The 20943-nt window shown below is 56.1% G+C and carries 18 protein-coding genes; 5 read left to right on the top strand and 13 right to left on the bottom strand.

Annotated features, from left to right (window positions below):
• Nucleotides 1–32: 32 nt before the first annotated feature.
• Nucleotides 33–977, bottom strand: a complete 945-nt coding sequence (locus AAF465_04120) for an HD domain-containing phosphohydrolase (GenBank protein MEM7081895.1) — start codon at nt 975–977, stop codon at nt 33–35.
• Nucleotides 978–980: 3 nt separating this feature from the next.
• Nucleotides 981–1520 (bottom strand): heme NO-binding domain-containing protein, encoded by a 540-nt coding sequence (locus AAF465_04115; protein MEM7081894.1) that lies wholly within the window; start codon nt 1518–1520, stop codon nt 981–983.
• Nucleotides 1521–1751: 231 nt separating this feature from the next.
• Here AAF465_04115 and AAF465_04110 point away from each other — a divergent pair, with 231 nt between their 5' ends.
• Together AAF465_04110 and AAF465_04105 are read left to right on the top strand one after the other, a co-directional pair.
• A complete protein-coding gene (locus AAF465_04110) occupies nt 1752–4739 on the top strand; it encodes a diguanylate cyclase (protein ID MEM7081893.1) in 2988 nt (995 codons plus the stop codon).
• A gap of 79 nt (nt 4740–4818) precedes the next feature.
• Nucleotides 4819–5190 carry a VOC family protein gene (locus AAF465_04105; GenBank protein ID MEM7081892.1) on the top strand — a complete coding sequence of 124 codons (372 nt, stop codon included), beginning with the start codon at nt 4819–4821 and terminating at the stop codon, nt 5188–5190.
• Between the two features lie 155 nt (nt 5191–5345).
• Here the strand turns inward: AAF465_04105 and AAF465_04100 are convergent, their stop codons facing one another.
• The 4 genes from AAF465_04100 to kbl are packed head-to-tail and all read right to left on the bottom strand — an operon-like array spanning nt 5346 to nt 9636.
• Nucleotides 5346–5762, bottom strand: a complete 417-nt coding sequence (locus AAF465_04100; GenBank protein ID MEM7081891.1) for a hypothetical protein — start codon at nt 5760–5762, stop codon at nt 5346–5348.
• A gap of 46 nt (nt 5763–5808) precedes the next feature.
• Nucleotides 5809–7362, bottom strand: coding sequence for a M48 family metalloprotease (locus AAF465_04095; GenBank protein MEM7081890.1), 1554 nt, complete (start codon nt 7360–7362; stop codon nt 5809–5811).
• 21 nt (nt 7363–7383) lie between these two features.
• Nucleotides 7384–8409, bottom strand: a complete 1026-nt coding sequence (tdh, locus tag AAF465_04090; GenBank protein MEM7081889.1) for an L-threonine 3-dehydrogenase — start codon at nt 8407–8409, stop codon at nt 7384–7386.
• Between the two features lie 36 nt (nt 8410–8445).
• Nucleotides 8446–9636 (bottom strand): glycine C-acetyltransferase, encoded by a 1191-nt coding sequence (kbl, locus tag AAF465_04085; protein MEM7081888.1) that lies wholly within the window; start codon nt 9634–9636, stop codon nt 8446–8448.
• Nucleotides 9637–9696: 60 nt separating this feature from the next.
• Between kbl and AAF465_04080 the strand changes: the two genes are divergently transcribed.
• From AAF465_04080 to AAF465_04070, 3 genes are all read left to right on the top strand, one after another.
• Nucleotides 9697–10101, top strand: coding sequence for a S4 domain-containing protein (locus AAF465_04080; protein MEM7081887.1), 405 nt, complete (start codon nt 9697–9699; stop codon nt 10099–10101).
• A gap of 98 nt (nt 10102–10199) precedes the next feature.
• Complete coding sequence (putA, locus tag AAF465_04075) at nt 10200–13385, top strand: bifunctional proline dehydrogenase/L-glutamate gamma-semialdehyde dehydrogenase PutA (protein MEM7081886.1); 3186 nt, start codon at nt 10200–10202, stop codon at nt 13383–13385.
• Between the two features lie 145 nt (nt 13386–13530).
• Nucleotides 13531–14898, top strand: a complete 1368-nt coding sequence (locus AAF465_04070) for an L-serine ammonia-lyase (protein MEM7081885.1) — start codon at nt 13531–13533, stop codon at nt 14896–14898.
• A 102-nt stretch (nt 14899–15000) separates the two neighbouring features.
• Here the strand turns inward: AAF465_04070 and AAF465_04065 are convergent, their stop codons facing one another.
• The 7 genes from AAF465_04065 to sufC all read right to left on the bottom strand — a co-directional run bounded on the left by AAF465_04065 (nt 15001) and on the right by sufC (nt 20938).
• Nucleotides 15001–15744 (bottom strand): serine protease, encoded by a 744-nt coding sequence (locus AAF465_04065; protein MEM7081884.1) that lies wholly within the window; start codon nt 15742–15744, stop codon nt 15001–15003.
• A 305-nt stretch (nt 15745–16049) separates the two neighbouring features.
• Nucleotides 16050–16541: a histidine phosphatase family protein gene (locus AAF465_04060; GenBank protein MEM7081883.1), complete on the bottom strand. Its 492-nt coding sequence runs from the start codon at nt 16539–16541 to the stop codon at nt 16050–16052.
• Nucleotides 16542–16653: 112 nt separating this feature from the next.
• Nucleotides 16654–17208 carry a putative Fe-S cluster assembly protein SufT gene (sufT, locus tag AAF465_04055; protein MEM7081882.1) on the bottom strand — a complete coding sequence of 185 codons (555 nt, stop codon included), beginning with the start codon at nt 17206–17208 and terminating at the stop codon, nt 16654–16656.
• Nucleotides 17209–17239: 31 nt separating this feature from the next.
• Complete coding sequence (gene sufU, locus AAF465_04050) at nt 17240–17683, bottom strand: Fe-S cluster assembly sulfur transfer protein SufU (protein MEM7081881.1); 444 nt, start codon at nt 17681–17683, stop codon at nt 17240–17242.
• On the bottom strand, nt 17683–18927 hold the full coding sequence (locus AAF465_04045) for a cysteine desulfurase (GenBank protein MEM7081880.1): 1245 nt from the start codon (nt 18925–18927) through the stop codon (nt 17683–17685). The genes sufU and AAF465_04045 overlap by 1 nt, the downstream gene beginning before the upstream one ends.
• Nucleotides 18924–20186, bottom strand: coding sequence for a Fe-S cluster assembly protein SufD (gene sufD, locus AAF465_04040; protein ID MEM7081879.1), 1263 nt, complete (start codon nt 20184–20186; stop codon nt 18924–18926). Before sufD ends, AAF465_04045 begins: the two co-directional genes overlap by 4 nt.
• Nucleotides 20183–20938 (bottom strand): Fe-S cluster assembly ATPase SufC, encoded by a 756-nt coding sequence (sufC, locus tag AAF465_04035; GenBank protein MEM7081878.1) that lies wholly within the window; start codon nt 20936–20938, stop codon nt 20183–20185. The genes sufD and sufC overlap by 4 nt, the downstream gene beginning before the upstream one ends.
• Nucleotides 20939–20943: the final 5 nt, after the last annotated feature.

The raw sequence follows: 20943 nt of genomic DNA, 5'->3' as shown, positions 1-20943 counted from the left end.
CCAAAAAAATGGCGCGTGAAATAGGAACGGCGCTAACGGTTGATCGCTGATTGCAATCTGGGCAATGTGTCCTCATCCGACGCCGACCGCGTCACGTACGGGAATAGACTTCTGTCCCGTGTATCCGACATTGCCCGTAGTTTTTCAATAACCGCTTCGTCTAACACATACTCTGCGGGTAGGATCAACACGCCTTGTGTGTTCGTCAAGTCACGCGATAGAGTCATGCCCGGCCGGAGGCTCCGCGCCGCAAGGCGAAGCTCATCGTGCGAGCGCGTGCCCTGGTTGTTTGCCCGAATCATCGCCACAAATTCGTCCACTAGCGAGCGCTCGTAGCGCTTGTCGCGATGGCTCAGTAAGAATTCGATGGCTTCGAGCTCCGTCAACGATTCATCGACGAGCAGGCCGCGTTTGAGGGCATCAAAATCTTTGATCACACAGAGAATCTTCGATTCAATCGTAATTTCGTCCCATGTCCGCTTATTGGGATAGCCCTGGCCATCGTAAAGCTCACAGTGGTCTTTGATCACTGCGGCAACATGCTCTAGGGGCTTAAGGGCAATCAGGGCATCAAACGCCAGTTTGGGGTGACTATGAAAATGCTCGCGTTCGTGAAGGTTGAAAGACGACACAGGGCGTTCAAGCAGCGAGTCAGGCAGCGCGAGTTTCCCCATATCGCACAGAAGCGCTGACAAATACAGAACGCGAATACGTTCGGCGTCGAGATTTAAAATTCGTCCCAGGCTTCGGGCATCGCGGGCGATAGCACGCAGATCGCTGGGCGAGCGTCGGCTCTTCCCCCCGATCAAACTAGCAAACACTTCGACAGTCGCGGCGTAGGAGGCTTCCAGTGCTTTCTTTGAATCGTAGAGTTCGCGCGAACGATTCTCGAGAAGTTCTTCAGCACGTTTGCGCGCGAGTCGCTCGCGCTTCAGCGCGCGTTCCATGCGCGATGTCGAGTCCGACGGTGTGCTCATCGGCTACTTGAACGTGAGCTCAATCCGGCAGTGATCGGCGCCGTCGTGCATGCATACCGGATGGTGAAACTGCACGGGGGTTCCAAAGTGTTCGGAGGCGCCGCTGATCAGCCCTTCGGCCAAGGCGCAGAGCTGTCGAGGCGAGCGATACAGAACGGTGAGCGTATCGGCCGATTCATCGACATAGTCAAAATGTGGCAGGACAGCATCGGGATGCAGTTTCTTGACCTCGACGTGAATCACATCATGAACCGATTGAATGAACGATTTGAGCGTGTGATTGTGGAAGTATTCTGGGTGAATATCAGCGAATCGCCCCAACATGTAATGGCCAAAATTGAACACAATCTTCGTCGGTGAAAGACTGGTTTTCTCAGATATTGCGCCGACGTAGGCGATCAGCTCCTCGTGAGGATAGACCGCAGAAGCCACATATATACCCTCCGAATCGGGTTCTGTTTGCTCAATCAGCTCGTCCCAGGTTTCATAGCCGAAGCGCTCTTCAATCATTTCACTGAGCATTGTAAAGACCATACCTTTCATCACGTCATCCTTTTCTTCGCACCTAATTAATATGTCGGTAATAGAGGAACGTTCTTTAGATGCTCCGAGCACAAATTCCCGTTCGCCCTCCACGTAGCGCACGGGCGGTCTTTGTGATTCAGCCAAACGCTAAAGATTGCGTCGAACCGGTCGCTTACAGGGCGTAAGGTCTATATTTAGGGTTCCGTGTTGCGAGTTGGCGAGTATCAGTCGAGCAGAAAATGTGTCCGCGTGGCCAGCATCCGTGCAGCCACCGCAATCGTATTCGCGTTTTGGATCTCGGCGATCGACGTTTCCGCTCTCGATGGTTCCCGGCAGCCGTCCCAATTTATTCACTCGTCTTGGAGCCGTGCTGACGGTTTGCCCGCCGAGTCAGTGTGGGATGTATTCGAAGACCAGGATGGCTATCTTTGGATCGGTACAGAAGGTGGCTTGGTCCGCTTTGACGGCATCAAGTTCAAAGTATTCAATAGCAACACGCATGCGGCGTTTCGTGCCGACGATGTTCGATCCGTGGCGCAGGGCCCGAGCGGAGAGATTTGGGCGTCCACGTATGGCGGTGGGCTGATTCGACTGGTTGACGACATACCCAGTCGTATCGACAAGAACGACGGTCTGCTCAGCGATGTGGTGTATTCCGTAACGGTCACCTCGAATGGAGACGTATGGGCAGGAACCGCCATTGGCGTGTGTCGGCTCCGCGACGATCTGATTGACTGTTGGGATAAGAAAGACGGCGTTGCTGGCGGACGCATCTTTCGAATAGCTGAAGACGCGCAAGGACGCGTGTGGATGGGGGCGATCGACGGCGGTCTGAGCTCTTTCGACGGCGTGCAGTTCAAAACGTACGGCCCGGAAAACGGGCTCACCAGTCAGCAGATTTTTCTCGTTCGTAGCGACCCCGTTTATAACGTATTGGTGGGTGCGTACGATGGTAGCTACTACCGCGTCACCCCCGAGGGATTGGTGCGACTCGACACGGGTGCGCTACCTGAGAAGCTCGCGCCGTTGAGCGCGCTTCGCGATCGTCATGAGAATCTATGGGTGGGCATGAATGGTGGAGGTGGGCTTTGGCGCATGAAGCCGGAGGTCCAGCGGCTTGATAACCCGGAACACAAAATCACGCATATCTTTGGTCTGACCGAAGACCGTTATGGTGGTCTGTGGGTGGCTACGTCGGCGGGCCTACATCATTATCGCGAAGGGGCGTTTATGCCCTGGGGTGCTCAAGAAGGCGTGGCGGATGGGTCGTTTGTGGTCGAACCATCTGCTGACGCCAACAGCGTGTGGGTCGGCACAGAGGGGACCGGTCTGTTCCATGTGTCGTCTGACTCTGTGACGCGCTTTGGCACAGAGGATGGCTTGCCCTCGTCCAGTGTATCGGCGCTGTATCTCGATTCGGATGACTCCGTGTGGGTGGGGACGTTCGGAGGCGGGTTTGTGCGCATGAAGAATGGTCAGTTGGGCGACGTAATCGACAACACCTCGGGACTGCCCGATAACCAAGTAACCGCTTTTCATCGCGATAGCACCGGCGCAATGTGGATCGGAACGTCCAGCGGCTTAGCGCGATGGCATCAAGGTGCCTTTACTCACACGCTATCAACCGAACATGGATTGCTGTCGGATTTAGTTCGTCATCTGGCTGAGGACCGTATGCAACGCCTGCTTATCGCCAGCGACAGCGGCCTGACGCGCTTATCACTGAACGATCTGCAGGTCATCGACACGTTTGATCGCCGCGATGGTTTGGTTACTGATGTCGTTGCAACCACTTATGTGGATCGCGCAGGTGTCACGTGGCTTGGCCACCGCAGTGGCGGGCTGGCGCGTTTGTCCGGTAGTGAGTTGTTTGTGTTTGAACGCCATCATGAGCTCGGCATCGATTCGATCATGACCATTGTTGAGGATTACGAAGGCTATTTATGGCTGGGTGGCCGTCGTGGAATCGTGCGAGTGAATAAAGATGAGCTTGAGGATGTGGCGGCGGGGCGCACTGATAGAGTGATCTCGAGCGTGTATTCCGAAAATGACGGGCTTCGCTCGGTACGTGTGCCGGGCGGTTTTAAATCGGCGAGTACCCGCACGCGTGACGGTCGTGTTTGGTTTGCAACCGCGCGTGGTCTTGCCGTGGTCGATCCTCGACACTTACCAACGATGAGTGAACCACTCGACATCGTTATCGAGAGTATTGAGGCGGATGGCATAAAGATTCAGGGTGATGGCGTCTACCGTATTCCGGCCAATACACAGACGGTGCAAATCGACTACACGGTACCGCGCCTTCACGACGCCGAATCGTTGCAATTTCGCTATCGGCTAAACAATGGAGAGGATCGTTGGCTAGACGCAGGCAAGCGCCGAACGGCGTTTTTTACGTCGTTGCCACCGAGGCTGAGCACGTTTGAAGTGGCGGTCGCTCGAGAGGGTCAACCGTTTGAAATGAAGGACGCCCAGAATCAGTCGGTTGTACTTTTCGTCGAGCCACTGTGGTACCAAACGTACATTGCGCGGGTTGGGGCAATATTCGCGCTGATGATGCTCACTGGTTTGATTTACCTGTTGGCGTTACGACGATATCGGCATCGACAGCGACGTCTCGAAGAGTTGGTGAATGAACGAACCGAGGCGCTGCAAGAGGCGTTGGGCGCGGTAGAGAGGATTTCTCGTACCGATGTGCTGACGCAAGTGGCAAACCGACGTCACTTCAGAGAGCGATTTGAAGAGGAGTGGCAGCGTTCCATTGCGCAAAGCTCAACGCTCGGATTAATGATGATCGATATCGATTTCTTTAAAGACTATAACGATATCGCCGGCCACCAAGCTGGAGATGAATGTCTCAAGGCGGTAGCCCAGGCTTTGTCTAGCAAACTGCGTAGCAACGATTTTGTGGCTCGCTATGGTGGTGAGGAATTTGTGGTTCTGTTATCCGATTCCAATACCATGATGATGCGTCGAATTTGTCGTCGGTTGCAGTCAAGCGTACGCGAGCTAAAGCGGCCGCATCCTGCGCGACCGGGAACGGTGTTAACGGTGAGTGCTGGGTTTGCCACGTCTGACGGTGGCAGCGTGGGCAGTCGCGAAGCGCTTATTCGGCTTGCTGACGAAGCGCTGTATATGGCGAAAAACCGAGGTCGCGACTGCCTGGTCGTTAACGGTGACTGGGTGCGAGCAACGGATGCACCGACCCGGTTCGACACCTCCGATCCCAGCGCCTAAGTGGATGCGATGGCCGACCCGGCCTTCGGGTCGTCCGTTTGTTACACTGTCGGGCCACACTGGAATAAGGGGAATTGCGATGGAGCTTGGTGCGTTTTCAATTAGCTTGGCGGTGAAGGATATTTCAGCATCAAAGGCGTTTTACGAGAAGCTGGGATTTTCGGTGTTTGGCGGGGATGCCGAGCAAGGGTGGCTAATCTTGCAAAATGGCAGTCATACGATTGGTCTGTTTCAGGGCATGTTTGAGAAGAATATGTTGACGTTTAATCCCGGCTGGAATTCAGACACGTCAAAAATGGATGACTTTATGGATGTCCGCGACATTCAGCAAGCGCTAAAAGAACACGGTGTCGAGATTGTCAATGAAGCCGATACGACGACCACGGGGCCAGCTAGTTTCTTAGTGATGGATCCCGACGACAATCCCATTTTGATCGATCAGCACGTCTAAGCTCAGTGTAAGGCCACCCTTGTGGCGTGGCCGACATTGACCCGTGCGCGCAGTGCGCTGTGGATCGCGTGACGTTCACGAGCGCGCGGCATCTTCCCGAACGTGACGTACCGATGTTCGGGCGAGGGGTGTGTGAGCCCATTCGGTGAACCCCGTCATTGGGAGGATTCGGCTTTTCCAAGGATAAACGCGGCGAGTACCGCGATTGTACAGGCCGCCGCACACCAAAGAGGCGCGTGTTCCAACCAAGGTGGTTGTTGGTCTGACGCCCAGTGGACGATGGCAAACGAGAGTTCGCCGGCGATCACGAGCGAGTTGATTGACCAAAATACAAACCACATCCAGCCGTCGACGTGCTCCCGGTAGAGGCGCCGCAGTGAAGACTCGCCGGCAATCTGCCGAGTGCGCAGCGTGTAAAAGACAGCCACCACCACCACAAGCGGTGTAAAGACCGCCTGAACAAGAAGCGCCACGCCGAGCGTGCGCGACTGGTGCCCCAGGAACACGGCCATGAGCGTGACCAGACACGAACACGTCAGCATCGCACAAAGACTGATGAATGCTGGGCGCAACGTGGTCTCGTTATGCGGAGCGATCCGTCACGGCAGCCAACCCACGCTATTGAGCGATTTGTGCGGATTCAACCACAACGCGCATAGAACGAAGCTGATTCTGATCATTGATCGGACCGAGGCGTGTGCTGAGGTTGCGAACCTGTTGGGCCGGGAGCGTATCGCGAACCGACAATGGTTCTCGCTGCACAATCTGGCCTTGTGCATTCAGCACGACAATTGCGATTTGCACGTCCCGAACGGCAAGAGGGGCGGAATTTTGTAGCTGCACCATGAGGTAACCGCGCTGATCGAGTCCCAGTCGCCCCTGAATATAACGTCCAGGATTGCTTTCAAGCTGTAGTCTCGCCAGTGTCGCTCCCGCTTCGCGCCCAACGTCGGAATTGGAGGTCGCCGCTTGCTCGAGATAGCTAACCGCTTCTTGATTACGGCCGGTTTGCAACGCGATGAGGCCGAGCTGATGATACGCCGTGGCCGTTGGCAAGAGTTGTATACTGCGCTGCAGATCCTTTTCGGCAACCTGCCAGCTGCCAAGCTGCAGGTTTGCCAGTCCTCGGGTGAGGTGCGGCTGGAAAAAATTGCTGTTTCGCTCAAGAGCGGTGTTGTAATACTGCACGGCGGTGGCGTGTTCGCCGCGCGCGCGATAGGTGTCACCGAGAAGGCCGTAGAACTTGGATTCACGCGGCTCGAGGTTGATGGCCTGCTGGGCGAGTTGAGCGGCCTGCGTAAAATTGCCTTCGCGCATCAATTTGACCGCGTCGTCATGTGCTTTATAAGCCGGGGCATTGCGTTTCAGACCCGCGATCATGCGCTGATACCGCTCTCGCCCGTACTCTCCGCCCTCCGGTAGCGTGGCGAGTGTTTGCCGGTTTGCATCGGCTCGATGTTGCGAGGGTGGGTGTGACGCGAACAAGCCGGACAGAAAGTCATCGCGTCGTCCCGAGCCTTTAGAAAGGTTAACGAAGGTTTGTTGCAAATCAACCGCTGCGGCGGGATTGTATCCGGCATCGGACATAAAGCGCATGCCGTAGAGATCGGATTCCAGTTCTTTGGCTCGGCTGTGCTTACTCGATAATAATTGCACACCGAGCGACGCGGCACCCACGACATACTGACCGTAATCATTGTCCTGCTGAGAAATTTGGAGTGCGATGAGTCCCGTTTGCAGCAGCATGCCACGAGTCATCGCACTGGCTCCGTGGCTGGCAGCGGAATGCACGACTTCGTGAGCGAGCACGGCGGCTAATTCGGCCTCACTATTCATCTCGGTGAGCAGCCCGCGATTGATCGCGATCTTGCCGCCTGGCATCGCCCAGGCGTTTGGTACCGAGTTGTTGAGAATCGTAAATTCATAGGGCAGCGGTACGTTGCTTGCGCGCGCTACCCGGTTGCCCACTTCTTGGATATACGCCGTCAGTTCCGGTTCAATGACGTAGTCGCCACCTTGCATTTGGCGAGATGGGCCGTACTGCTGCTCGCCGATGGCGCGCTCTTGGGCGCTACTGATGAGCTTAAGTTGGTTCTTGCCGGTGACCGGGTTGGACGCACAACCGGTCAGGGCCATGATAATCAAGGTGACGGAGAGCAGGGCGCGTTTCATGTTAGTACCTCGGTAGCGGTGTTACGACCAATTCAGTATCACTTTGCCCGATTCGCCGGAATTCATGATGTCGAATCCTCGAGCAAAGTCATCGATGGGCAAATGGTGGGTAACGATCTCTCCCACATCCAGCCCGCTTTGCAGCATGCTCGTCATTTTATACCAGGTTTCAAACATCTCACGACCGTAGACACCTTTTATTACCAATCCCTTGAAGATCACCTGATTCCAGTCGATCGCGGTGTTGTCCGGTGGGATGCCGAGCAGCGCCAGCGCGCCGCCGTGGTGCAGCATTTCGATCACGGTGCGCAGTGCATCGCCGTTGCCAGACATCTCCATGCCGACATCGAAGCCTTCTGTCATGCCCAGATCATTCATCACATCGGCCACGGAGTCCTGTAACACATTGATCGCACGCGTCGCGCCCATCTGTCGTGCGAGCTGCAATCGATAGTCGTTGACGTCAGTGATCACCACGTGCCGTGCGCCGACGTGACGCGCAATGGCGACAGCCATGATACCGATCGGGCCCGCTCCGGTGATGAGGACGTCTTCGCCGACAAGATCGAAGGACAGGGCGGTGTGCACCGCGTTGCCAAGGGGATCGAGAAGCGACGCGATGTCGTCGGTGATGCTGTCCGGCAGCAAAAACGCATTGGAGGCGGGAATGCTCAGGAATTCAGCGAAACTGCCGGGTCGATTGACCCCAACGCCTTCGGTCGCGCGACATAGATGTCGACGGCCTGCCTTGCAGTTGCGACAAAACCCGCAGGTCAAGTGCCCTTCGCCCGACACTCGATCGCCGAGGGTAAAGCCACGCACCTCCGATCCCATGTCGACGATCTCGCCGGCGTATTCATGGCCGACTGCCATCGGTACGGGAATCGTCTTCTGTGCCCATTCGTCCCAGTTGAAGATGTGCATATCCGTGCCGCAAATGGCGGTTTTACGAATTTTGATCAACACGTCGTTGGGCCCGACGCCGGGCATAGGGATGTCCTCCATCCAGATGCCGGGTTCGGCTTTGGCTTTAACCAGTGCTTTCACAACGATCTCCCTTGAGCAACGGGTGTGACGGCGGGCTTAATCGCCGAGTACGCCGAGCTCGTGACCCACTTCGGTGAATGCGGCAATGGCGGCGTCGAGATGTTCCGTCTCGTGTGCGGCCGACATCTGTGTGCGAATGCGCGCTTGTCCTTCCGGAACCACTGGATAGGAGAAACCGATGACGTAAATACCGCGCTCGAGCAATTTGTCGGCCATGTCTGACGCCAGCGCAGCGTCGCCGAGCATGACCGGAATAATGGGGTGTTCACCGGGCAGCAATGTGAACCCGGCTTTTTCCATGCCGTCGCGAAAGTAACGCGAGTTTTCGTGTAACTTCTGACGCAAATCATCGCTTTGTTCCAGCAGATCGAGTACTTTGAGCGCGGCGGTGACCAGCGGTGGCGCGACCGTGTTCGAAAACAGATACGGACGAGACCGCTGTCTGAGCCAACCGATCAACTCCTTGCGGCCGCTGGTGTAGCCGCCCGCTGCACCGCCCAGTGCCTTGCCGAGTGTGCCCGTGATCAAATCGACCTTTCCCATCACATGGTGAAACTCATGTGTGCCTTTTCCGTTCGCGCCTAGAAATCCGGTAGCGTGGCAGTCATCCATCATCACCAATGAATTCGATGACTCAGCCAACTCGCAAATGCGGTCCATTTTGGCGATCGACCCGTCCATCGAAAACACGCCATCGGTGGCAATCAGACGCATGTTGGAGCTGCTCGCGTCGGTGAGCTTTGATTCGAGATCTTCCATATTGTTATTTTGATAACGGAGGCGGCGCGCCTTACACAGGCGTATGCCGTCGATGATGCTCGCATGATTGAGGCTGTCGCTCACCACCGCGTCTTTTTCTCCCAGGAGTGTTTCGAACAGGCCGCCATTGGCGTCGAAACAAGAGGGGTACAAAATGGTGTCCTCGGTACCCAGAAACGCTGACAGTCGAGCTTCCAGCTCCTTGTGAATGGCCTGGGTGCCACAAATAAAGCGCACTGAGGCCATACCAAAGCCGTGTTCGTCTAGTCCTTTTTTGGCGGCCTCAATGACCTCGGGATGATTCGCCAGGCCGAGATAGTTGTTGGCGCAAAAATTCAGTACGTCCTGTTCGCCCACCCGTATGCGCGCACTTTGCGGTGACTCGATAAGACGTTCGGCCTTGAACAGTCCCGATTTCTTCAATTCTGCGGTTCGGCGGCGCATGCGCTGTAAAAATTCGGTGGTCACAAATCGCTCCTTTGTAGTAACGTCGAAGTGTATCAGGCCGCGCTCAAAAGGTGAGCAATTGTGAGTCAAAAACTGACCGACGCCAAAAGCGTACGACTCGACCAGTGGCTTCACGCCGCGCGGTTTTACAAAACACGCGCACTCTCGGCGCAGGCGATTAAAACCGGCCGGGTGCTGCTCAATGGCATGCGCACAAAACCGGCCCATGGCGTCAAACCGGGAGATTGCGTCAGCGTGCGACGCGATAGTCTTCAAACCGATGTGATCGTGCGCATTTTGAGCACGCGACGCGCTGCGGCATCGATCACACAGACCTGGTACGAGGAGACCGATGCCAGCCGCGAAGCGCGCGAGGCGCGAGCGGAGCAGCTGCGGATTGGCGCGGCGCTTTCCGCCGGTCCAAAACGCCGTCCTGACAAGAAATCCAGACGTCAAATCATCCGATTTATTCGCGACAAAAAGTAGCTTCTGTTTATGGTTGTCTTTTGTCAGCAGGGGCGGTAAAAGGATCGTATTGCCGTCAATTACTGCGCGGTGAACCGCGACTAATCAGGGACTTATTCATGTCGACTCAAATCGAATTTTTGGTGAGCGCCACCGAAAACGACCTAACGCCCTTAAACGAGGCGATAAACCAGCTCTATCTGGCCGACGAAACCGAATGTGTGGATGCGGCGCTCGCGCTGGCGCGGCTCGAGGCGCCCGCGCAGGCACGCGTGCAGGCGTTGGCCACACAGCTGGTGCACAGTGTCCGAGCCAACCGCAAACGTGCCGGTGGACTCGATGCCTTTTTGCAGGAATACGATCTTTCCTCACAAGAAGGGATTGTCTTGATGTGTTTGGCCGAGGCGTTGCTTCGTGTGCCTGATGGTGACACCGCCGATAAATTGATCAAAGACAAGCTGCAAAGCGGGCATTGGAAAGGTCATCTGGGCAACAACCGCTCGCTGTTTGTGAATGCGTCAACATGGGGATTGATGCTGACCGGGCAGATTCTGGGCGCAGAGAAAGACGCGGTCGACGACCCTGAGTCGTTTATGGAAAAGATGGTCGCCCGCGCCGGCGAGCCGGTCGTCCGAACGGCTATGCGACAAGCCATGCGTATTATGGGCCGGCAGTTTGTGATGGGCCGTAACATAGACGATGCGTTGAAACGTTCTCTGAAAAAGGACAATCGCGACTATCGCTACTCGTTCGATATGCTCGGGGAGGCAGCTCTAACCGCTAAAGACGCACGCCGCTACTTTGACGCCTACGCCAAGGCCATTGAACAGATCGGCAAGAACAAGGCGTCCAAAGGAAAAAGCACATTCGAGTCGCCGGGAATCTCAGTTAAGCTCTCGGCCCTGCATCCGCGTTACGACCTTCATCACCGCAAACGTGTACTCCACGAAATGGTGCCAATGCTCGAAGCGCTGGCGGTCAAGGCGCGCGACTACGATATTGGGTTTTGCGTTGATGCGGAAGAGGCGGCGCGCCTTGAACTGTCGCTCGAGGTCATCGGACGTGTGTTTCACTCGCCAGCGTGCGCCAACTGGGAAGGCTATGGCATCGCCTTGCAGGCGTATCAGAAGCGCAGCCTTGAAATCTGTCGGTGGGTGGTCGAGCAGGGCCGCAAGGCCGGACGGCGCATGTCTGTACGCCTCGTAAAAGGCGCGTACTGGGATACTGAAATCAAACTCGGTCAAGAATTGGGATTGGAAAGTTATCCGGTGTTTACCCGCAAGGCGTCGACCGATGTCTCATACCTCGCTTGCGCGCGAATTTTGCTCGACGCGCCGGAAGCGATTTACCCTCAGTTTGCAACGCACAACGCGCACACCGTCGCGTCGATCGTTGAAATGGCGGGCGACAAACCGTTCGAGTTTCAGCGACTGCATGGTATGGGTGAAGAACTGTATGCCGAAGTGATTGGCGAAGATAAGCTCAACCGCCCCTGTCGCGTTTACGCGCCTGTGGGTGAGCATGAGGATCTATTGCCCTATCTGGTCCGTCGACTGCTTGAGAACGGTGCAAACACTTCGTTTGTTAATCGCATCGTTGACGATAATGCGCCGGTCGAGAAAATCATCGAAGATCCCGTCAAGCAGATCGAACAGCTTGAGCACAAACCGCATCCTCAAATCCGCCTGCCGGTCGACCTGTTTGGCGATGAACGTGTGAATTCCAAAGGACTGAATTTGTTCGACGCGCAGCGTATTCGAACTTTGTCTTCTGATATTGCTACGCACACCTCGACCGCTATCCATACAACGCCCCTGATCGTCAATCTCAACAAGCGAAAATCGCTTGACGTGGGCGACACCATAACGGTACGCAATCCCGCCAATCTCGCTGATACGGTCGGCACATGGCAGACCGCCACGCAGGCCGATGTGGACACCGCAATGGCCACGGCAAAATTTGCCCAAACGCGATGGAACCGGTTGGGCGGTCGCGCGCGTGGCGAGATCCTGATCAAGGCGGCCGAGCTATTGCAACAGAACGAAGCGCGTTTATTCAATGTGTGTATTCGGGAGGCGGGCAAGTCAATTTTCGATGCGCACGCGGAATTGCGTGAGGCGATCGACTTTCTTTACTACTACGGCAAACGCGCCGCTCACGAGTTCGGTGAACCTATGGTGATGCCTGGACCGACGGGCGAGAGCAATACGCTGGCGCTTGAAGGCCGGGGAACCTTTGTCTGCATCAGCCCTTGGAACTTCCCGATCGCAATCTTTACCGGTCAGGTCTCCGCCGCTTTGGCGGCCGGCAATGCGGTGGTGGCCAAACCGGCTGAGCAAAGCACGCTGTGCGCACACGCCGTGACTGAATTGCTGCACAAAGCCGGTGTGCCCAAAGAGGTGCTCCAACTCGTGCCTGGCATGGGAGGCGAGGTGGGTGCTCGACTCGTTGAACACGCTGATGTTGATGGCGTTGCGTTTACCGGTTCAACCGAAACCGCGCGTGTGATCAATCGAGCGCTGGCTGCGAAAGATGGCCCAATCGCCACATTGGTGGCCGAGACCGGCGGGCTCAATGCCATGCTCGTGGACAGTTCGGCGTTGCCGGAACAGGTCGTGCTCGACGTGGTGAGCTCGGCGTTCAACAGTGCCGGTCAACGTTGTTCGGCGCTACGCGTGCTGTTTCTTCAAGACGAGATCGCGCCGCGCGTCTTGGAACTCTTGGCGGGTTACATGGATGAACTGGTGGTGGGCAACCCTGGTTTACTCAGTACCGATTGCGGCCCGGTCATCGACCCAGCTGCACTGGCGATGCTCAATGCACATCGGGCGCATCTACTGTCCACGGGCAAACTCGTTCATGAGTGCCAACTGCCTAAAGACCTGCCGGACGGGCATTACTTTGCGCCCATCGCGGTAGAAATTGATTCCATCGGTCAACTTGAACGCGAGGTGTTCGGGCCTATCTTGCACGTCGTTCGCTATTCGAGTGAATCGCTCGAGAAGATGATTGCCGACATCAACGCGACGGGTTACGGCTTAACGTTGGGTATTCACAGCCGCATCGAAAGCACCGCGCGTTTTATCCAAAAGCGAGTGAAAGTGGGCAATGTCTACATCAACCGCAATCAGATTGGCGCGGTGGTGGGCGTCCAACCGTTCGGCGGCTGCGGCTTGTCAGGAACGGGTCCCAAGGCCGGTGGCCCGTTCTATCTGCATCGCTACGCTAACGAGAAGACCATTACTAACAACACGGCAGCGGTGGGGGGGAACACGAGTCTCCTGTCGTTGGGTCCCAGTACGTAACGCAAATAGCGGCCACGACGTCATTCGGCCTTTATGTCAACGATCGACGGTCAAAAGGGCCGAATCACGCGGAAGCAGGTCGGGGGCAGTCGGCAGAGAGACTGAGTGAGTCCTACAATAGTCAGGCGAGAGGGCGGAGCTTGCCATGAGTATCAGTGCGTTTGACATTTTTAAGATCGGCGTCGGACCGTCGAGTTCGCACACGATGGGACCCATGAACGCCGCGGCGCAGTTCGTGGGCAAGTTACATCAGCGCGGTGAGCTCGATGAGGTTGCTCACGTAACCGCCGAGTTATTTGGTTCGTTGGCGTTAACCGGCGTTGGCCATTGCACGGATACGGCCGTGTTGCTGGGTTTGGAGGGCGTTGAGCCGCGCACGCTTGATCCGGATGTCGGTGAGCAGCAAGTGGCTCGGATTCGCCAAGAACGCGCCCTCAATCTAGGCGGGCGTCATATGATCGCGTTCGACGAGCAGCTCGATCTTCTGTTTCTGACTGAACAGTACCTGCCCGAGCATCCCAATGGTATGCGTTTCACCGCGTTCGATGCCCATGAGCACGTTCTGCTTCAGGAGGAGTACTTCTCGACGGGCGGTGGATTCATTGTGACCAAAGACGAGGTCAATCAGCCGCTTGGTGAGCAAGGGCAGACCTTTCCGTACCCCTACAAAAGCGCCGCGCATATTTTGGCCTTCTGCGCGGAACACAGCGTATCGATTGCGGAGATGGCCATGGCCAATGAGCGTCACTTGGCCGACGAGCAAGCGGTTCGCGAGGGGCTTCTCGCGCTTTGGGGGGTGATGCAGCGATGCGTCGAGCGTGGTTTCTCACAGCGGGGTATTTTGCCCGGGGTGCTTAAAGTGACTCGGCGCGCGCCTAAGTCCCATGATCTGTTGACCGCACCGGACTATAAAAGTCCAACACTGTTTATGGACTGGGTCACGGCCTGGGCGCTGTCGGTTAACGAGGAAAACGCAGCGGGTGGCAAAGTGGTGACGGCGCCGACCAACGGCGCGGCGGGCATTATTCCTGCCGTGATGCATTACTACATGAAATTTGAGGACGACGCAGACGAAGAAGGAATCATTCGCTTTTTGCTTGTGGCCGCTGTGATTGGCAGTCTGTACAAAATGAATGCATCGATTTCAGGTGCGGAAATGGGCTGCCAGGGCGAAGTCGGCGTGGCCTGCTCTATGGCGGCGGGCGGGCTCGTGGCCGCGCTTAATGGATCAAACGAACAAATCGAAAACGCGGCCGAGATTGGCATGGAGCACAATTTAGGTTTGACCTGCGATCCGATCGCGGGGCTGGTACAGATTCCCTGTATTGAGCGAAATGCGATGGGCGCGATCAAAGCCATCAATGCAGCGCGCTTGGCATTGCGCGGCGATGGTACGCACAAGGTGACACTCGATCAGGTGATCGAGACCATGCGTCAAACCGGCAATGACATGAACTCGGTGTATAAGGAAACGTCGCGCGGTGGTTTGGCGGTGAACGTCGTCGAGTGCTGACTGCGAAGATGCGGCTGACTCCGTGCGTAGGATTGAGGGATGTGATTCGGGCGTCGACAGTTGAAGGCCAAGCACATTGGTCGACCTCAATGCGGGAGTCGACTAGTGAGAGACGCCGTGTAAGTTAATAAACGCCTCAATCGCGTCCGCCGGCACCGAGATTGAACGATTCGGTATGGCCACCGCTTCGCCTTGTCGCACACGCGCCAAGTAGCTGCGAATCATGCCGGCTAGCTTAAAGGTGCCGCGTTCACAATGCAGCAATCCACCGCCCGATGAGCCCGCATCGATCCCAGCAGAGGTTAAAAGACCGCCATTTCGGTAGCGGTAAAACTGTCCCTTCGTGGTTGACTGGTCGAGCGCCAGTGGAAAACCAACCGCCCATACCGACTCGTTGGTGACCAATCCGCGGTCGCTGATCTGAATGGGTTGCAGATTTTCAGTGCCGACCATCAGTAATGCCAGATCCGAATACGCATCGCGACCGAGTACGGTCGCCTCTTTGTAGTGATTACCGATGTAGACAAGCCCAACGGACGCGCCTTCGAGAACGTGTGCGGCCGTGAGTACGACATTCGGCGCAACGACAACGCCACTGCCATCGCCGCCATTTGTCGTGATGCTGGCTACGCGCACAATGGCGTCGAGTGTTTCGTAGTCTGGTGAGCGACAATCAATATGGGCATGATGTGCAACCAGATTGGCGGCCTGTGGTGTGGCGGTAACCGAGTAGTGAGTCGACGCGGGTTTAATCCGAGTTTCGGCGCAGGCGGTGAGCAGCAGGGCGCTGCCTACGAGCCAGAGCAAGCACAGTGCGCGACGAAAACTGCGTGGACCGTGTATCACGTTGCCTCTCGATGGTGTCCTTCTGTTGCCGGTTGTCGATATGTTGATGGGATCATGATTGTCTCTTTACACTTTGCCGTCGTCGTTCATAGATCGATTACTAGTACGACACGCAAACGCTGACTCTGGTTCCACCCTGCCAAAAACCGTTCGTCGCGCCTACGATCCAGATCACAGTTTGGTACGTAAAAATGGCGTTATAGGTTAGGGTAATTACCGATAACGGTGAGTAGAAAAAAGCAACATATAGAGTAAGGCGTCGAAATAATGGCCTTTGATTTCAAGGCTGTGTGTCGTGCGCTCAATCAGTGATTGCGCGGAAAGTCGAACGCCACGTAATCGCCGGTTTTGAGTTCCACATTGTGCCAAACGTCTACATCAAAACGCATATGATACATACCGCATGTCGGGATATTATCCACCGCCACTTCGGTCATCATATTGGCAAACTGCGTAAGGCCTGGATTGTGGCCGACCATCATGAGGCAGTCGACGTTGTTGTCGCACAATTGGGTCAGCGATAACAATACATCGGTATCAGCGAGGTACATTTCGTCGAGGACTTCGATTCGATCGGATGGCAGTTTCATATACGGCGCCAGCATTGTTGCGGTGTGATGCGCGCGTTCAGCGGGGCTCGACAAAATCATATCGGGCATGATCTCGCGCGCAGCCAAACGCTCTCCCATGGTCGGCACCTCGCGGCGACCCGTGTCGTTGAGCTGGCGATCGATGTCGGGCACGTCTGGATTGTTCCAGCTGGCTTTAGCGTGGCGCACCAGTATGAGATCTTTCACGAGCAGTCCTTTCGCATGAGTCCGGCGCCCTCTGGCGCGTCAGAATGCTCTAGTTTTAGTGGGAATTCAGGCGCTTGTCAAACGCTCGATGCGACGGCGGCTCGTGTTGCGGTCAGTACATCATGCCGGTTTGAAGCTGTGCTTCTTCGGACATCATGGAGCGATCCCAGGGCGGATCAAACACCAGCTCCACGTCAGTGTCGGTGACGGTTGGCACCAGCGCGACTTTGCTTCGAACGTCTTCGACCAGAATATCGCCCATCCCGCAACCGGGTGCGGTGAGCGTCATGGTGATGCTTACCTGTCGAGTATTGTCCGCGTGTTTGACAATGTCGCAGGTATAAATCAGTCCCAAATCGACCACGTTAATGGGAATCTCGGGGTCATAACACGTTCTGATTTGGCTCCAGATCAGAACTTCAACGTCTTCATCGGTCGAGTTATCTGGCAGCGTGGGCGGCTCCACCGGTTCTTTGCCCAGCGCATCGGCATCGATGCCGCTGATGCGAAACAGGCTGCCGTCCACGTACACAGTAAAGCTACCCCCAAGCGCTTGCGTGATGTAACCGATGCTGCCCTGGGGAAGCTCGATCTCATAGCCTTCGGGAATGAGGGTTGCTTTGCAATTGCGGTGAAGAGTGACCGGTTCGCTGGAGGCGCTGTACATAGTTGGACTCGGTTTAATGAACGTCGTGGCGTTATTCGGTTGAGGCTGTGCCGTCAGCGTTCAGTGCGTTATTGAGCGCGTGCCAGCTCAGGCTTGCACATTTTATGCGGGATGGGTACGCCCGTACACCCGCTAGCGCACCGAGTTTGCCCAGCTCTTCAAGGTTCTCTGGCTCCTCGATGGCGGTAAACACATCGTGCAGTTGCGCAAACGTCTCGCGCGCCTCACTGACGGTCCGGCCCTTCAGCCGTTCGGTGAGCAGTGACGCCGATGCCACCGAAATCGCGCAGCCGCTGCCTTCAAATGCGATGTCGGTAATGACATCGCCATCAAGGGTGATGTAGAGGGTCAACTTATCGCCGCATAGTGGATTGAACCCTTGAGCGGAGTGGGTGGGGTGATCGATCTTGCGAAAATTACGCGGGCTGCGGTTGTGATCGACAATGATCTGTTGATAGAGATCGCGCAAATCCATTATGCAAACATCCGCTGAGCTTTGCGCAGGGCCCCGGCGAGTACATCGACTTCGCTATGTTGATTGTAAAACGCGAACGATGCACGTGCCGTGGCCGGCACGTTGAAGAAATCCATAACCGGCATGGCGCAATGGTGGCCGGTACGGATGGCCACTCCCTCACTGTCTACAATGGTACCCAGGTCGTGGGCGTGGACCGAGTCAAGTACAAAGGAGACAACGCTGGCTTTGTTGCGCGCAGTGCCAATGATGCGTAGATCCGGGATGTCTCTGAGCTGCTCGTGGGCATACTGCAACAGTGACTGTTCGTGCTGTGCGATCACATCGAAGTCGAGCGCTGACAGATAGTCAATCGCTGCACCCAATCCGACAACGCCTGCAATGTTGGGTGTACCGGCTTCAAACTTGGCGGGCAGCTCATTGTAGAGCGTCTTTTCGAAATCCACGGCGAGAATCATGTCTCCGCCGCCCTGATAGGGTGGCATCGCATCGAGTAGTGCCTGCTTGCCATAGAGTACGCCGACACCCGTGGGGCCAAACATTTTGTGACTTGAGAAGGCGAAAAAATCCGCATCGAGGGCCTGCACATCAACCCGGCCGTGCGGCATAGACTGCGCGCCATCAACCAGCACCGGAACATCAAACTGATGCGCGTGCTCGATAATGGCTTTGATCGGGTTGACCGTGCCGATGGCATTCGAAATGTGCCCCACTGCGAGGAGGCGTGTGCGTTCGTTCAACAAGCCCTTCAGTGCATCCAAGTCAAGCTCACCGGCGTCCGTGATCGGCGCCACTACGAGCTTTGCGCCAGTCTGCTTACAGACCATTTGCCATGGCACAATGTTGGCATGGTGTTCCATCCACGTAATCAAGATTTCGTCGCCGGGGCCGAGTCGCTCCCGCCCGTAGGATTGCGCCACAAGATTGATCGCTTCGGTGGTGCCCCGAACAAAAATAATTTCGGCGGTTGACTGCGCATTGATGTAGGCCCGTACTTTTTCTCGGGCGCCCTCATACGCGGCCGTGGCGCGTTCGCTCAAAGCGTGGACACCGCGATGCACATTGGCGTGATCACGCGAATAGTAACGGCTGATCGCGTCAATGACCTGTTGCGGTCGTTGGGCTGACGCCGCGCTGTCCAAAAACACGAGATCTTTACCGTGGACCGACTGATTGAGAATGGGGAAGTCAGAACGAATCGCGTCGATGTCGAACGCTGGGGATGCGGTAGCGGGTACAGTCATTGCGTGTCCTCCACCATGACGTCAAGTTTGGACAGGATTGCCGCGTCGAGCCAGGCAGCGAGCGTGTCGTTGTGCACGTTGCTATATATGTCGCGCACAAAACCCTGCACGAGCAGTCGTTGAGCGTCATGCTTACTCAACCCACGGCTTTGTAAATAGAACAGCGACGTCGGGTCGAGCTGACCGACCGTCGCTCCATGCGAGCATTTGACGTCGTCGGCATAAATTTCGAGTTCCGGCTTGGTGTCGACGGCCGCCTTCTCGCTCAGCAGTATGTTTTGATTGCTCTGCTCAGCAGTGATTTTTTGTGCGTCCTTTTGCACCAACACCTTGCCATTAAACACACCGTGGCCCTTGGTGCCGGCCACCCCGTGATAGCGCTGTTGGCTGTGAGTGTGTGGGGTGTTGTGATGCACCACCGTATGGTGATCCACATGTTGGTCACCATGCGGCAAATACACAGCGAGCATCGTGCATTGCGCGTTGTGATCATTGAGCGCAATGCCCAAGTCGTGACGGGCAAGTTGTGCACCCAAATCAATGGTTAGCGCCGCGTAGTGGGCGTCGCGTCCAACCGTGACCTGCGTGTTATTGATAAAACTCGCGCTGTGGTCATGCTGTTGCAGAAGCGCGTGCTGCACATGCGAGTTGGCGTCGAGCGATAACGAAAGATGCCGGTTGGTGACGCCCGATTCACTATGACCACCCAGATGATCCACCACGTGTAGGTCGCACTGCGCACCGACCTGGATATGCAGTTTGGGTGACGCCAAGGTATGGGTGCCATCCAAGGAATGCACTAAATAGATGGGTTTATCAAGCCGGGTATTGTCCGCGATCGAGAGCACGCCTGCTGAATCGGCGAACGCTTGATTGAGATCTTGCATGACCGAATAGCGAATCGGCGTATCCGCGGGGTGGCGCTCGCCATTTACGCTCAGCGTTACACCCTCGGGCAGTGGTGCTGGCGTGATAAGACGCCCGTTACGCCACTCGATCAGGTGGCTGTTCGTGGCGTCGAATACTCGGTGCTCCACTGAGCGCTCGAGTGCCGCGTCGCGGGCAACTGGCGAGCGCAGCGGCAGCTTCGCTAACCCAAAGAGACTCGTGTATTTCCAGTGCTCGTCTCGACGCCAAGGTAATCCGTGCTCGAAGGCGCGTTGCCAGGCGTGCGCTTGATCATCGACAAGCCAAGCGGGTAGGTTGGCTTGTTCACGGTCGGCAAAGGCCTGCGCCAGCAGGTCCATGGAGGGTCTCATGACGCAACAGCCTGCGGTACAATCCAGTCGTAACCGCGTTTTTCCAGTTCGAGCGCCAACTCTCGATCGCCACTTTTTACGATGCGGCCGTTGGCCAGCACATGCACATAGTCTGGCACAATATAATCGAGTAAGCGCTGGTAGTGCGTGATGACAAGAAACGAGCGTTGTTCATCGCGCAGTCCGTTGACCCCATCGGCAACGATTTTGAGCGCGTCGATATCGAGTCCGGAGTCGGTTTCATCGAGCACTGCGAGCGCGGGTTCGAGCATTTGCATTTGCAGCACCTCATTGCGCTTTTTCTCGCCGCCCGAGAAGCCGGCGTTTACATCGCGCTTGAGAAAGTCCTCGCTCATGTTCATGGTTTTCATGCTGGATTTGATCTTGGTCAGAAACTCGAAGGCGTCGAGTTCGGGCTCGCCGTTGTAGGCACGCTTGGCGTTGAGCGCTGCTTTTAGCAGATAGGCATTGTTGACCCCAGGGATTTCGACCGGGTATTGGAAGGCCAAGAACAGACCGGCGCGAGCGCGATCTTCCGTGCTCATGTCATTAAGGTCGTCACCCAAAAAATCGACGGTGCCATCGGTCACGTCGTAGCGTGGGTTGCCGGCGAGCACACCGGCGAGTGTGCTTTTACCCGAGCCATTTGGACCCATGATCGCGTGCACGCTGCCAGGCTCAATATTCAGGTCGATGCCCTTTAGAATCCGCGTGTCGTCAACGCTTGCGTGTAGATTGTTAATATTAAGCATAGTCA

The sequence above is a fragment of the Pseudomonadota bacterium genome, assembly GCA_039028935.1.
GTDB lineage: Bacteria > Pseudomonadota > Gammaproteobacteria > Steroidobacterales > SZUA-146 > SZUA-146.
This window is presented reverse-complemented; position numbering and strand designations above follow the sequence as displayed.

Coding starts and splice junctions, on each gene's coding strand:
- AAF465_04120 (MEM7081895.1), bottom strand. CDS start 977: ATGAGCACACCGTCGGACTCGACATCGCGCATGGAACGCGCGCTGAAG.
- AAF465_04115 (MEM7081894.1), bottom strand. CDS start 1,520: ATGAAAGGTATGGTCTTTACAATGCTCAGTGAAATGATTGAAGAGCGC.
- AAF465_04105 (MEM7081892.1), top strand. CDS start 4,819: ATGGAGCTTGGTGCGTTTTCAATTAGCTTGGCGGTGAAGGATATTTCA.
- AAF465_04095 (MEM7081890.1), bottom strand. CDS start 7,362: ATGAAACGCGCCCTGCTCTCCGTCACCTTGATTATCATGGCCCTGACC.
- putA (MEM7081886.1), top strand. CDS start 10,200: ATGTCGACTCAAATCGAATTTTTGGTGAGCGCCACCGAAAACGACCTA.
- AAF465_04070 (MEM7081885.1), top strand. CDS start 13,531: ATGAGTATCAGTGCGTTTGACATTTTTAAGATCGGCGTCGGACCGTCG.
- sufT (MEM7081882.1), bottom strand. CDS start 17,208: ATGTACAGCGCCTCCAGCGAACCGGTCACTCTTCACCGCAATTGCAAA.
- sufU (MEM7081881.1), bottom strand. CDS start 17,683: ATGGATTTGCGCGATCTCTATCAACAGATCATTGTCGATCACAACCGC.
- AAF465_04045 (MEM7081880.1), bottom strand. CDS start 18,927: ATGACTGTACCCGCTACCGCATCCCCAGCGTTCGACATCGACGCGATT.
- sufD (MEM7081879.1), bottom strand. CDS start 20,186: ATGAGACCCTCCATGGACCTGCTGGCGCAGGCCTTTGCCGACCGTGAA.
- sufC (MEM7081878.1), bottom strand. CDS start 20,938: ATGCTTAATATTAACAATCTACACGCAAGCGTTGACGACACGCGGATT.